Annotated in this window: 12 protein-coding genes and 1 pseudogene; 7 read left to right on the top strand and 6 right to left on the bottom strand. The window is 61.2% G+C overall.

The features are described from left to right. Positions 1-289 precede the first annotated feature (289 nt). Complete coding sequence (locus SB786_RS27940) at positions 290-538, top strand: hypothetical protein (RefSeq protein ID WP_410730301.1); 249 nt, start codon at positions 290-292, stop codon at positions 536-538. Here the strand turns inward: SB786_RS27940 and SB786_RS27935 are convergent. The 4 genes from SB786_RS27935 to SB786_RS27920 form a co-directional block, all read right to left on the bottom strand. Further along, the gene (locus SB786_RS27935) at positions 535-1029 is read right to left on the bottom strand and encodes a hypothetical protein (protein WP_410730300.1); all 495 of its coding nucleotides are present in this window, start codon (positions 1027-1029) and stop codon (positions 535-537) included. The genes SB786_RS27940 and SB786_RS27935 overlap by 4 nt on opposite strands. A gap of 63 nt (positions 1030-1092) precedes the next feature. Further along, complete coding sequence (locus SB786_RS27930) at positions 1093-1368, bottom strand: HU family DNA-binding protein (protein ID WP_410730299.1); 276 nt, start codon at positions 1366-1368, stop codon at positions 1093-1095. 279 nt (positions 1369-1647) lie between these two features. Next, a complete protein-coding gene (locus SB786_RS27925) occupies positions 1648-2697 on the bottom strand; it encodes a PDDEXK nuclease domain-containing protein (RefSeq protein WP_410730298.1) in 1050 nt (349 codons plus the stop codon). A gap of 242 nt (positions 2698-2939) precedes the next feature. After that, a complete protein-coding gene (locus SB786_RS27920; RefSeq protein WP_410730297.1) occupies positions 2940-3950 on the bottom strand; it encodes a helix-turn-helix domain-containing protein in 1011 nt (336 codons plus the stop codon). Positions 3951-5865: 1915 nt separating this feature from the next. On the opposite strand from SB786_RS27920, the gene tnpA reads away from it, so the two are divergent. Genes tnpA through SB786_RS27895 form a run of 5 tightly spaced genes read left to right on the top strand, consistent with a single transcriptional unit; the run spans position 5866 to position 9254 of the window. Beyond that, on the top strand, positions 5866-6297 hold the full coding sequence (gene tnpA, locus SB786_RS27915) for an IS66-like element accessory protein TnpA (protein ID WP_410730336.1): 432 nt from the start codon (positions 5866-5868) through the stop codon (positions 6295-6297). Then, positions 6294-6641, top strand: a complete 348-nt coding sequence (gene tnpB / locus SB786_RS27910) for an IS66 family insertion sequence element accessory protein TnpB (protein WP_074295443.1) — start codon at positions 6294-6296, stop codon at positions 6639-6641. Before tnpA ends, tnpB begins: the two co-directional genes overlap by 4 nt. A 42-nt stretch (positions 6642-6683) precedes the next feature. Further along, a complete protein-coding gene (gene tnpC / locus SB786_RS27905) occupies positions 6684-8228 on the top strand; it encodes an IS66 family transposase (RefSeq protein WP_410730296.1) in 1545 nt (514 codons plus the stop codon). Between the two features lie 11 nt (positions 8229-8239). Continuing rightward, positions 8240-8836: a plasmid pRiA4b ORF-3 family protein gene (locus tag SB786_RS27900; RefSeq protein ID WP_410730295.1), complete on the top strand. Its 597-nt coding sequence runs from the start codon at positions 8240-8242 to the stop codon at positions 8834-8836. A 19-nt stretch (positions 8837-8855) separates the two neighbouring features. After that, positions 8856-9254, top strand: coding sequence for a hemerythrin domain-containing protein (locus SB786_RS27895; protein WP_410730294.1), 399 nt, complete (start codon positions 8856-8858; stop codon positions 9252-9254). A gap of 58 nt (positions 9255-9312) precedes the next feature. Here the strand turns inward: SB786_RS27895 and SB786_RS27890 are convergent. After that, positions 9313-9405 (bottom strand): annotated as a pseudogene (locus SB786_RS27890) (cytochrome C); the annotation flags it as partial. A gap of 146 nt (positions 9406-9551) precedes the next feature. Between SB786_RS27890 and SB786_RS27885 the strand changes: the two are divergent. Continuing rightward, positions 9552-10502: a universal stress protein gene (locus SB786_RS27885; RefSeq protein ID WP_410730335.1), complete on the top strand. Its 951-nt coding sequence runs from the start codon at positions 9552-9554 to the stop codon at positions 10500-10502. Between the two features lie 12 nt (positions 10503-10514). On the opposite strand, the gene SB786_RS27880 is transcribed toward SB786_RS27885, so the two are convergent. Next, positions 10515-12806 (bottom strand): heavy metal translocating P-type ATPase, encoded by a 2292-nt coding sequence (locus SB786_RS27880; protein WP_410730293.1) that lies wholly within the window; start codon positions 12804-12806, stop codon positions 10515-10517. Positions 12807-13027 lie beyond the last annotated feature (221 nt).

Below are 13027 nucleotides of genomic sequence, written 5' to 3'. Positions count from 1 at the left end.
CGATGGCGCGGCAGTGGGCAACTCGTCGCGTTGGATCAATCGTTCGTGCGCGCCGAATCCATGGTGGCGATTCGGAGGCGCCGTAAGCAGGCGCATGAAGTTGACCTCGTCAAATACGGAGGTATGGGTGATCAACGATCTGCAGTGCCTCCAGACTCGGCCCGGTCAACGGTGCGCATTTTGGAGCGGCCGGGATCCTGCCGCCTCATCGTGTCGTGGCGGCAGGCCGGGTGGGGCGTTGCAGCGAGCAGCTTTAGCTGCTGCGTTGGCGACTGCTGGCGGAATCTGCGTGGTGTCGGGACAGGCTTACGAACGTGGTGATGCCGTATTTCAGCCAACGGGTTCACCTGTACCGCTCAATCAGGCTGAGCGCATCTGCGCGGACAGTATTGCGAACATTCCCGTCGACGAAGCCGCGCCCGGTGTCGTTGCCGACGAGTTTAGCTTAGGGTCACACGGCCGTGATACCGTTGTTTTGCTCGCCCTTCACATGCGCGTTTCGTGGGCGATCCTGCATGCGGTAACGGGGGTGATCTAGATATGACTTGGACGGGTGGCCACGGTGCCGCCCTGACGGAGATTGGGAATCGGAGACGAGTCCGTTCCGGCAAGGAATCTCTTCAGCTGCTGATCGGCGTCGATCACCTTGTAACGTGGCGCGACATTCAGTTGCCAATCATGCAGCATAAGCAGCCGTTCAAATGCCGACACGGCGTCCGCTGCGAGGATCCACTCATTCGACTCATCGGCATGCATGTGGGTGGCCTCGACTGCATGCTCGACTGCCTTGTAGCGTTCAACGGGCTCATCCCCGTAGCCACCCTGTTGCAGGAACCACGCGATATACGTGGTGCGTATCAGCTCATTGAAAAGATACGCGTTCCCTTGGCCGTCCCGACAGGCCGCCAGCGCAAGATGATGTGACAAGGACTGTGCCTGCACCGAGGTTTTGTCCAGCGGCAACAGCATGGTTTTTGTTAGGGTGCGTCGAGGCGCGGCGGGCCGTCCGCGGCTTTTCTTGGAACTCATCTTGCGTCACATCGACCTTCTAGAGAAACTTCTCGCTGGGTGAGGCTGTTGTCGCGATACCGATCAGGTATTCACGGTATCTTTGAATGCTTTGCCGGCGGTAAACTTGACCGTTTTTGCGGCGGCGATTGTGATGGCTTCCCCGGTAGCGGGATTGCGGCCGGTCCGCTCGGCGCGGGCTCCTGCGGAGAAGGAGCCAAAACCGATCAATTGCACCGTATCACCGCGGGTGACTGCGTGCGTCACGGCCTCGAGAATGGCATCAACAGTGGCCCCGGTGCTGGCTTTAGTGTCGCCCGTGGCAGCCGAAACAGCGTCGATGAGTTCTTGCTTGTTCATTTGTGGATTCCTCAGTCATGTCCGCCAAAGCGGGTTTGGCCACTACCCTATAACATCTACCGCAGGCAACGCAACTACACTCCTGATTCGCAGTGACTACATGGTGGCTGGAGCATCGGCGGCTTATGCAGCTCGGCTCGGTAGCGGTTAAGCCGGTCGTCGGGCACATTGAAGCGCGGCGACCATGCCTCGCTTGCCACGGTTGTATGGAGTAATGGTAAGCGGCCTTGAACTGCTGCGCGGAGCGTGGAGCCCGGGGGTGCGACGTTTGCTAAGGAATTATGCGGTCGCATCTGGAAGATCGGGACGGAGCTCAGCTTCGATCTGATCGATCGTCGGGAGACCGGTCTCCAGCGACGGCGGTACCTCGCGCATGAGCTGATACTCGGCCACGCCCATCGGTTTAGTCACGCCACGCAGCGCGTACTCCGCGACGAGCCGATTCTTTTCTTTGCACAGAAGCAGTCCGATAGTTGGTTGATCGTCCGGCGCCTTGACCTGCGCGTCGAGCGCTGAAAGGTAGAAGTTTAGCTGCCCCGCGTATTCGGGCTTGAACGGCGTTGTCTTCAGTTCGACGACGACATAGCACCGAAGCTTCAGATGGTAGAAGAGTAGATCGATGAAAAACTCGTCGCCGCCTACCTCGAGTCGATGCTGACGCCCGACGAAGGCAAACCCGGCGCCCAGCTCGAGTAGGAAGCGCGTGATGTGCTCCGTAAGCGCACGCTCGATATCGCGCTCTTGGGCATTCTCGGTCAGGCCGAGGAAGTCGAAGATGTAGGGATCCTTGAGCGTTTCGCGGGCAAGATCCGACTGCGGTGGCGGCAGTCGCTCGGCGAAATTTGTCACGGCGTTGCCAGCCCGCGCATGCGCAGCCGTCTCAATCTGCATGGTTAGCACGCTGCGCGACCAGCCGTGCTCGAGCGACTTTGCTGCATACCAATGCCGCTGCAGTGCGTCATCGAGCTTGTCGAGCAGTGTTACAACGTGCGACCACGGCAATTGTGCAACGGGCTGTTGCACAAATTCCGGATGCGGAAAGGCTTGCGCGAGCGCGCGCATATACTTGAGGTTGCGCGGCGAAAATCCGCGCATGTCGGGAAACGCCGCCTTGAGATCACGCGCGAGTTGGTCGACGACGCCGGCACCCCAGCCTTGTTTTTGCTGTCGGTCGAGAATGTCGCGGCCAATCTGCCAATACAGTGAGACCAGCTCGCGATTCGCGCTGGCCACGGCGCGCTGCCGCGCGCGCTCGACACGCTGCTTGAGCTCGGCGAACCAGTGACGGTAATCATCCGCCCACGCGGGCGTCCCCAGATCTTTGGTCATGTGTTTCGTTGGCAAGTAGCAGCGGTCGCAGTGGGAGAGAAATTATCTCGGTGGAACCGGCAATCGACAAGCGCGACCGGCAACAAGCGAAAATTCTAACATGACCCCAATTAATCGATAACTTCTATTATGTCAAATATGATGGCGATGCTGCGCCGATCGCTCCGAGCAATCAAGGCAACCATTTCCACGGCACTGCCGCGACCGGCAGCAAGCTAAAAAGTCCAGCACCTCTCGTTTCGTCACGCCTGCCTCGAGCAGGCGTTTTTTTGTACCGTTGACCTGCCGCCATCAATACCAAGGTCTGATGCGTACGGCAATTCTGCCGAAGCATCATCCCGTTTTCGCGCAACGACCCGATATTCGGTTGGCGACTTCTGCAAGTGCTGGCGAAACAGTTTGGCCATGCGGTCGCCGCTGCCGAAGCCCGTTCGTCTCGCGACCTTGTCCGCCGGCAGATCCGTCTCGATCAGCATACGGCACGCCCTTTCAAGGCGGATTCTCAACACGAACTCAGTTGGCGTGATGCCTATTTCGTTCTTGAAGCGCCGCAGGAAATTGCGCTCGCTCATCGCGGCGGCCTGCGCCGCGTCCGCGATGGAGATGCGATTCTCGCTGTTGACGCGCAGGTGATGCGCCGCAATCCGGATCAGCGTGCTGGCCTGCGCGATGCGCGTGCCGAACAGTACGTCAGTTAGTTTCCGGTTCGCACTGGACACCATGCATGTCACGATCTCCTGCGCGATTTCGTAGCCCATGTCCACCCCGACGATCGCCAACGCATCCGAGAACGGCCCGTCGTCTTCGTCACCGGGGCTTTCGACATCACCGTGCCAGGCGTATGACGCACCGCCACCATCCGCAGCCGGCGATGCCTTCTCCGCCTCCTTCTGCGGTAGATGAATCTGCGCGAGTAATTTCCGGCCGCCGCTTCCGCCCCTGACGACGCGTGCACGCGCGTGCGCATGTCTGAGCCACGCTATCAGTTGCTCGTCGATTTCGTCGATCTCGTCTTGGCCGCTCAACACGAACATCGCGTGGACCGCGCTTGCTTCGAGCGTGCGGATTGCGTCTGTCCAGACTTCGACGCCCGACGACGAACGAGCCGGCCCGCCGTGAACCGAATACAGGCGTAATTCGTAGCGGTCGACGATTGCGCCGCCGGCACGACCGAGCTGGTTCGCGAGTTCGAAAACCGCAGCCAGCTTGCCGATTTGCATAATGGAAAAACCATCAAGCAACAGTACGATCACGCTTGCTCGTTGGTACCCATTGATGAGGCTTCTACCACGATGCACCCTTAGCCCCGCGGACAAGCGATCCGGTACTGTTTGCATCATGATGGCCCCTTAACAATTTCTTACAGTCTCTGTTTTCTGCACTGCAGCATAAGCCCCTCCCCGCCAGCCGATTTATAAATGTCTGTTTTCACCGTACTGCTGTCTGAATAAATCAAGCCGGCGGTGCGGCACTATTTTTTTGAGATTCATTTGGCGCGATAAAAATGATTTCGCGTAACCCCTAGCCATAATTGATATGAATCACTGACCCGTAATTTCAGCCGGAATGATGTGAACCGTTACACCCCAGACGCAGTGAATTTCGCTAGTTCACTGCCAGTACTAGCTGGCGCCGTCGGAGCGGATGGACGGAGGTATCGCACCGACCACTTCGCCGAAACGGTAGAGTCGTCTAGATCGAAATTGGCAACTATCGCCCGGCCTGAATGAAGCTAGCGGACAACGCACGGCGCAACGACATAGCCCACATATCGCCGGGCCCGAATCCAGCAGCCATCCCGGCAGAGTGCAGAGATCGAGCGCGGCGCACCAGTTTTTGACGCAGTACGCTAGATTAGCGACAAAATTGGGCTCACTCGGGCCGCTCGTCACTGAACACGGATCGGCGACGTCGCGGTTTCATCGTACACGCTTCAGTTTCGCGCAACGATTCGCCCGACGATTTTCGCCTGAAATTATTAGACGATCACGCAGCCGGCTCTCCCGGGTCCGCAATCGAATCTTGGAAGTCGTCATCAAATCTTCCGATACCATGCATGCACACGATATAATCGGATCCTGAATTTACCATTGAAGAAATGCACGGAATTCGTGCATGATTTGAATTCGTTGCCATTTTATCTGGACCGCGGATTTCTCAGATTAATTCTCGGATATCGAACCCAATCGAATCGTTTCCATGGGCATTACGCTTTCGTCTAATTCGATGGAATGCAGGCATCGCCGGGCGCATCGACAGAATTGCCCCATGTCGGTGCAGTCATTCAGCGCACTCCGGGCGGCGGGGAACGATCATCCGCGAAACCGGCGGCACGAACTGGGTGACCTGGATGGACGGAAGTGGAAGCCGCTTATGAACGTTCGCGAGAGCTCAAGTCACGATAGTTTCGGGCGCCCCGGCGGCGGGGGCGGCGCCGACCAGCGACACGATATTCAAATGCGTCGTAATTGGTTGGTGGCACATTGGATTCGGCCTCAGCCGAGAAGCCTTGCACCACCTCTGCCACGGTCGGATCGCCCGACATCAGTGCGTGGCTTCGTGCGAGGTCGAATCAGAACAGAAGAGCCTTCTCCTGCGCATCCCGCCCCGGGACACGCGTGCAAGGCAGCGTCGCGTTCAGGCAGAGGATATCGGCTGGAGCCTGAGCAGCAGCCTTCAGCCGAACATGGGTGCCAGGAAAAGCCGGTCGCCCCCCGCACGCTGATGGGCAAAGGTGCCACATCGTTCGTTGATCTTCGTCAACGCCGCGGGATCCGCACGCTTTGATCGCGCGTGGCATGTGATCAATATGGAAGTGACGATCCAGGGCTTCATGGGCGCCGTCTAGTAAGGACGTGAGCCGCCGGTTCGTTCGTTATCGCTGTGGGGGGGAAATGCCATTGCTCGGGCCGCGTAGCGCTGTAACCGTCATCCGCCGCGAACACGATCAGTTGTCTACCGTAATCGACGGCATGCGGCGCTTTGTCCATCTGCTTGTTGCCGGCGCGCCCGTCCCGGGCCTCATCGTGCTTCGGGCAATGCTTTATTACATCCGGGAATATCCACAGCAGATACATCATCCCAAAGAGGATCTCTGTAAGCGTCATTTCGTGGCCGCATGGACAGAGCTGAAGCCGGTGTCCAAAGTGATGTCCGTTACTTCAAGTGATGGGGACTACTTTGGACACACGGAATGCGCGATCATCGAACCGCAAGGGCCGACCGAACTACACACCAGAGTACCGACGGCAAGTTGCCGTCGCGGCGTGCGAGCCGGGTATTTCGGTGGCCAAGCTCGCGCAGGCGCACGGACTGAATCCGAATATGGTGTTCAAGTGGCGCCGGCAACTGCGGGCGGGCCTGCTTGAAGGGGTGGCGCACAGCACAGCGGTGTTGCTGCCCGTAGCGCTACCAGATGCACCGATCGGCGAGACCGCAGAACCGGCGTCGCTCGCTCTACAGCCTGTCGAGCCACATCGCGAGAGCGTGCCGGCAGCGTCGGGCATCGAGATCGAACTGAACGGTGCCCGTGTACGCGTCACGGGCATGGTCGACCCCGTGCAGTTGCGCCTCGTGCTGCGCTGCCTGATGCCAGCATGATTGCGCCGCCAGGCGGTACCCGCGTATGGCTGGCAGCGGGCGTTACCGATATGCGCCGTGGCATGGATGGACTTGCCGCACTGGTGCAGTCAGCGCTCGGACGTGATCCCTTCTCGGGGCACATCTTCCTGTTTCGTGGGCGTCGCGGTGACCTCATCAAGATTTTATGGTGGAGCGGCGACGGCATGAACCTGTACGCGAAACGACTCGAGCGTGGACGCTTCGTGTGGCCGCAGGCGGACTCGGGAACAGTCCATCTGTCAGCCGCCCAACTGTCGATGCTGCTCGAGGGGATTGACTGGCGGCATCCAGAGCGGACGTGGCAGCCGACGCACGCCGCGTAGCGGGAACCCACAAGCGCATGGGCTTCATTTACACTGGCATGCATGCCAGCCAACCATCTGCCCGATGACATCGCCGCCCTCAAGCGCATCGTTGCCTCGCGCGACGAGACCATCGCGCAGTTGCTGGCCGAGATCTCGCGACTGAAGCGATGGCAGTATGGCCGCTCATCGGAGCGCATGACAGAACTGATGGACCAGTTGCAGCTCGCGCTCGGTGAGCTGCCTGTTCCTGAACCAGATGTGGCCGCACCGGAGAAGGCGCCTGATGCCGACGCGACTGCGGATACGGCGGCTACTACGAACCTTATTCCACTGCGCCGTAAACCGCGGCACTTTCCTGCCCATTTACCTCGCGATACGGTTGTTCATGCGCCAACGAACTGCGGATGCCCGGAATGCGGCAAACAGATGCGCGCGCTCGGCGAAGACGCCTCGGAGGTGCTCGACTATGTGCCCGGCTACTTCAAGGTACTGCGTCACGTACGTCCGAAGCTGAGCTGCCCGCGCTGTGCTGCAGTGGTGCAGGAGCCAGCACCTTCGCGACCGATAGCGCGCTCGATGACGGGTGCCGGGCTGCTCGCGCAGGTCGTCGTCGCGAAGTACGCTGACCATATGCCGCTGTACCGGCAGGCCGGCATCTATCGCCGCGCGGGCATCGAACTGGACCGGGCAACACTGGCATCGTGGGTTCGTGAAGCGGCTGCGCTGCTGCAACCGCTGTCCGATGCACTCGGTGGTTACGTGCGCGCCGCAGACAAGATCCATACCGACGACACGCCCGTGCCGGTGCTGGAGCCGGGGCGTGGCAAGACACGCACGGCGCGCCTGTGGACCTATGTGCGGGATGACCGCCCAGCAGGGAGCCGCGCGCCACCAGCAGTCTGGTACAGGTACTCACCCGACCGCAAAGGTGAGCGACCTCGGGAACATCTGGCGGGCTACACGGGAATCCTGCAGGCAGATGCCTTCAGCGGGTATGACGCGCTGTATCGTGACGGCACGGTCATCGAGGCCGGGTGCTGGGCCCATGCGCGGCGCAAGTTCTACGATCTGTACAAGCTGGACAGCTCACCGATTGCCGAAGAAGCACTGCGCCGCGTCGGGGCGCTGTATGTTGTTGAACGCGAGGTTCGCGGCCAGACGCCAGACGTGCGCCTGTCTGCGCGTCAGCAGCGCTCGGCCCCATTGCTCGCTGAGCTGAAGGCCTGGCTCGAACACACGCTGTCACAGGTCTCAGCGAAGTCGGGGCTGGCGAAGGCGATCAGATACTCGCTGGGGCACTGGCACGCTCTCACACGCTATTGTGAAGACGGGCGCGTCGAGGTGGACAACAATACGGCGGAGCGCGCGATCAGGCCGCTGGTTCTCGGCAGGCGCAATTATCTGTTCGCAGGCTCCGACGGCGGTGGCCAAAGCGCGGCGGTGATCTATAGCCTGATCGGTACGGCGCGCCTGAACGGCATCGAGCCGTTTGCCTACCTGCGCACGGTGTTTGAGCGCATCGCCGATCATCCCATCAACCGCATCGACGAGTTGCTGCCGTGGCGCCTGATGCCGGCTGCACACATTGAGCAGCAAGCCGCCTGACAATCAATCCGATGGTCCAACCCCGCAAACCTGCCGTGCGCCTGGTCAAGGCGCCAGTGCCCGATTACGTACTGCGCATTGAGCTGAAGTACATCAAGCCGGCGATCTGGCGACGAATCATCGTTCCCGGCTCGATCCGGCTGGGCAAGCTGCACGTCGTGCTGCAACTGGCCATGGGCTGGGAAGGCGGGCACCTGCACGAGTTCGTCTTCGGCGAAACCAACTATGGTGAACCTGATGACTTCGGATTCCAGAGCGATCCACCGATGCTCAATGAAGCACGGGTCACGCTGGCGAAGGCGCTGGGCGAGCTGAAGTCATTCACCTACATCTACGACTACGGTGACAACTGGCAGCATCGGATCAAGGTCGAGAAGGCGCTGGCGCCTGATCCAGACATGCGCCGGCCGCTGTGCCTGGACGGGCAGAATGCGTGTCCACCGGAAGACGTCGGTGGAGTGCCAGGATATGCCGACTTCCTCGAAGCGATCACCGGCCCGACGCACGAGGAGCACGACCACTTCCTCGAGTGGTGTGGCGGCAGCTTCGATCCTGCCGCCTTCGATCTCGTGCTCGCGAATCAGCGACTCTCAGAGGTCAAGTTCTGATCGTCAAGACGGCCTCAGATTGACGCTTACGGATCTCTACCTGTTCAGCCCATTGCGGAATCGAACGAACGAGTTCGACAGCGTCCTTGACGAACTGGAGGCTCAGCACGAAAGAGGCGACCTGGAGCTGCGAAATCTGGAGCATGCGTTGACGCGGTACGAGTTGAAGGGCGCCTCTGCGCTTCGCACACTGGGCGCACTGATGGACAATTACGCGGAGTTTTATGCGGACCATCGGTGCCTGGAAGAGACACTGATCTTGCCGGCCGCCGAACGTCTGTTGACGAGGGACGACTGGGCCGAGATCGACGCCGCCTTCGAAACAAATCGCGATCCGTTCGAAGACGAAAGGCTCGAGGGCGATCTAGAAAGATTGTTCTCGATTATTGTCCATGCGATCCCGGATGAGGTGAGCTAGCCTCGCAATCGGCCCGCTGACGAGAACCGGGAGTCGATAGCGGTTACCGAGACTCCAGTCACTCCGCGACGGCTTTCGCTTTATCGGCACCCGATGTGTGCGCCACAGCTGTCATGACCGGCGCATTTGCGCGCGTCCCCCGCCGCTGGACGCGTCAGAATCGGCACACCGTCCCGCGCTTCGACATTTCTCCCGGTATCGCGACGACGATGGTGCTTGACAAAGGTCAAACCGGAAAAACCGCGCAAGCGAAAAATTGCCGCAGGTACGTTCGGCGGTTCCCATCGGGAGACATTCATGAGCACAACGACTTCCCCCCTCCAGGCAGTCCCCGCTCCCCAACGGGTGCTGATCGCCATCGACGGTTCTACCGCATCCGCTCATGCACTCGCGTATGCCAAAGCCTTCGTTCCGCCGAATGCAGCGGTGCGCATCGTCAGCGTTGCGGAAAACCCGAGAACGCTCGTCCCGCTCGGATCGAAAACCATGGCATTTCTCGAAGCGGCGCGCGACGAGTTGCTTCGAGACGCATCCGACGCGCTGTCTCGCGCCAAAGCCGCGATGGATCGCGACGACCTCGCCATCGACACGGAAGTCATCGACCTGTCAACGCACGGCGGGGATGTCGTGGATGCGCTGATCGACAGCGCGCAAACCTGGCAGGCCAAACTCCTGATCGTCGGCGCACGTCAGCATCATGGCCTGCTCGGATGGGTCGAAGGGACGGTTTCAGGCCCGCTCGGCAAACTCGTCGGGTGCCCGCTGCTCATCGTTCCGGAAGGTTTCGCGTCGGTTGCCGAGCACCTGCCACGGCGGATGTTGTTCGCCGTCGACGGAAGCGCGATCGCACTCGACGCATTGCGGACAGGGTTGACATTCTCGCGGCCCGACACCGAATTCCGTGCGATATACGTGGTTGATCGCCCACCAATGTTGGGCGACTTCGTCCTTGGCGGGGAACTGGAAGAAGCATTGATCGGCGAAGGAAATCATGTACTCCAGGGTGCCACGGCCATACTCGAAGGCACGGCCAGACATGCGCAGTCGCAACTGATTCACGCGGATCGAACCGGCGCGGACGTTCCCCATCTGATCGTACGCGACGCGATCGAATGGAATGCGGACATGATCGTCATGGGCACTCACGGGCGGCGAGGCGTCACGGGGGGGCTCGTCGGCAGCGTGGCCGGTCGCGTGGCTCGCATCACGAAAACGCCGGTCCTGCTCGTGAACCCGTCGCGTGCGTGATGCGTTTCGTCATCACGCATCCCCTCCCACGGCGTGGAACAGCTCTTCCTCCTGAGCGCAATGCAGGCGTACGATTGCCTCCAGCCCGTACAGCAAGCGTTGTATCGCATGCACCTGCGTGGTGTTCGTTCCGTCGCGCGGCAGGTCCACGGCCATCTGTCTGAGTGATCGGACCATCCTGAAAATCTCCCGGTGGGCGCCGCTCATCGCTGCAAGCGGATCCTCGCCACCGAGAAGCGGAGCAAGACGCGCGTATACGTCCAGATCGTCGGTGCGTTCGTGCGGCAGCAACCGTTCTTCCAGCGAGTCGATTACCTGGGCAAGCTCGCGGGTCATGGTCGCTCCGGATAATTGCGGCATGCGATCCGCGAGATCCCTGATCTGGTCGAGCAACGGTGACAACGCCGTGTGCTCGCGCTTGAGTTGCTCGACGTCGACATCGGCCAGCCGAGCATCCGTCGGCCGTGGGCGAACCAGCAACACGCGCAACGCATTGACGATGACGACGACATCGATGACTTCCTGAATCACCGCACCGGCGATCGGCTGCAGGAGTCCGGCCGCTGCAATCGTCATTGCGACAACCGACAACGACATGCCGGCCACCACGCTCTCGAGCGCGATCCGGCGTGACCGCCGTGCGATGCGCATCGCGTCCACGAGTCGATCCAGCCGATCCACCAGCAGTACCACGTCGGCTGCTTCGGATGACGCGGCCGCGCCTCGCGCGCCCATCGCGATACCGACATCGGCCGCCGCCAGCGCCGGCGCATCGTTCACACCGTCGCCGACCATGATCGTCACGCCCTCCTTGCGAGCGGCCTGAATGGCGGCAAGCTTGTCTGTCGGTGTCTGCTCGGCGCGCACGTCGGTGACACCCAGCAGCTCGCCAACGGCCTGGGCAATGTCCCGCCGGTCGCCGGTCAGCATGATGAGGCGCTCGACGCCCTCACGTTTCAACAGCCGCAATGCGCGTGGCGCTTCCAGCCGCACCTGGTCGGCCATCTGAATCGCGCCGATCATGACACCATCGACACCGACGAATACGGCAGCGCCGCCCTCGTTGCCAACCCGCTTCAGGAACGCGCCGCTCCAAGGTGCAACCGCCGAGGAGGCGGAGACGTACCCGAACTTCCCGATCACGACGGCCCGGTTATCGACCCGCCCGGTCACGCCCTCACCCGCCGTTTCCATGACGATCGACGGCGGCGACAGATTGATCCGACGTTCCCGCGCGGCGACCGTCAGTGCATCCGAAATGACGTGCCCCGATGCCTGGGCCAATGACGCCGCGAAGCGCAGCACATTATCCGCTTCGACGTCCGTGCCGCATTCGATCGCAACGATGCGCGCCCGCCCTCCTGTCAGCGTCCCGGTCTTGTCGAAGAAGAGGATCGTCGCCTGAGCAAGACGTTCCAGCGCGCCTCCGCCTTTGACCAGGATGCCGCGTTTCGAACAACGCGACATGCCGGATACGATGGCGACCGGCACGGCGAGGATCAACGGACAAGGCGTGGCCACGACGAGCACGGCGAGCGCACGCGCGACGTCGCCGGTGAGCAGCCAGGACATGCCCGCGACGAGCAGCGCAGCGAGCACGAAGAATGCGGCGTAGCGATCCGCGAGACGCACGGACGGACTGCGCTCGTGTTGCGCACGTTCGACCATGCGGACGATGCCGGCAAACGTGCTGTCGCCTGCCGTCGTGCGGGCGACCATTTCGAACGGCGCGCCGGCGTTGACCACGCCGCTGCATGCGCTTTCTCCGGAGCGTCGCGGCTGGGTTGACGACTCGCCAGTCAGCATGGATTCGTCGAGTTCCGCGTCATCGGTCAACGTTCCGTCGACTGGCACGCATTCGCCGCTTCGCACGAGTAGCCTGTCACCCGGGCGGATGGTTTCCGGCGCAATGGAACGCCATTCGCCGTTCTCGAACCGGGTTGCCTGCCGAGGGGCACGGCCGAGCAGCGCGGTCATCTCGCGTTGCGCGCGGTTCTGCGCATACTGCTCCAGCGCACGGCCGCTTGCCAGCATCAATGCAATTACCGCGGCAGTCAGCATCTCGTCGAGCGCGATCGCGAGGCCGATCGCCAGCCACGCGAGCACGTCGATGCCGGGCCGCCGCTTCGCCACGGCCGTTGCAAGGGATACAGTCAACGCGAGCAAGACGGGCAACGTACCAAGCAGCCAGACGACTCGCGCGAATGAAGACAGACCGAACGCCACGCACACGCCTCCTGCGGCGAGCGCAACGCCAGCCACGACCAGCAACACAAGATCGGTCGACCAACGGATTCGGGACATGACAATTTTTCCAAGCGCCGCGCGTGGACGGATTCGCTGAGATCGAACCCGGTTGCAGACGGCGTGGCACCAGTCTAGAAAACACCGCGCTTCGACCGTTGACATGGGTCACGAGGAAGGGCCTCCCGCGGACTGCGGGCACGGCAAGTTGCTTGACGTGAGTCAAGCGGTCGCCTCCTTTCTTCAGCAAAATCGAGGCGTGATACCGGATGGCCGGGAGT

Source organism: Burkholderia sp. SIMBA_062 (assembly GCF_046534765.1).
Classification (GTDB): Bacteria; Pseudomonadota; Gammaproteobacteria; order Burkholderiales; family Burkholderiaceae; genus Burkholderia; species Burkholderia ambifaria.
The sequence above is the reverse complement of the archived record's forward strand: the minus strand, read 5'-3'. Positions and strand labels throughout refer to the sequence as shown.

Bases quoted from the DNA above. Each gene is read 5' to 3' on its own strand.
- SB786_RS27930 (WP_410730299.1), bottom strand. From the start codon at position 1,368: ATGAACAAGCAAGAACTCATCGACGCTGTTTCGGCTGCCACGGGCGAC.
- SB786_RS27885 (WP_410730335.1), top strand. From the start codon at position 9,552: ATGAGCACAACGACTTCCCCCCTCCAGGCAGTCCCCGCTCCCCAACGG.
- tnpB (WP_074295443.1), top strand. From the start codon at position 6,294: ATGATTGCGCCGCCAGGCGGTACCCGCGTATGGCTGGCAGCGGGCGTT.
- tnpA (WP_410730336.1), top strand. From the start codon at position 5,866: ATGGGGACTACTTTGGACACACGGAATGCGCGATCATCGAACCGCAAG.
- tnpC (WP_410730296.1), top strand. From the start codon at position 6,684: ATGCCAGCCAACCATCTGCCCGATGACATCGCCGCCCTCAAGCGCATC.
- SB786_RS27880 (WP_410730293.1), bottom strand. From the start codon at position 12,806: ATGTCCCGAATCCGTTGGTCGACCGATCTTGTGTTGCTGGTCGTGGCT.
- SB786_RS27925 (WP_410730298.1), bottom strand. From the start codon at position 2,697: ATGACCAAAGATCTGGGGACGCCCGCGTGGGCGGATGATTACCGTCAC.
- SB786_RS27900 (WP_410730295.1), top strand. From the start codon at position 8,240: ATGGTCCAACCCCGCAAACCTGCCGTGCGCCTGGTCAAGGCGCCAGTG.
- SB786_RS27935 (WP_410730300.1), bottom strand. From the start codon at position 1,029: ATGAGTTCCAAGAAAAGCCGCGGACGGCCCGCCGCGCCTCGACGCACC.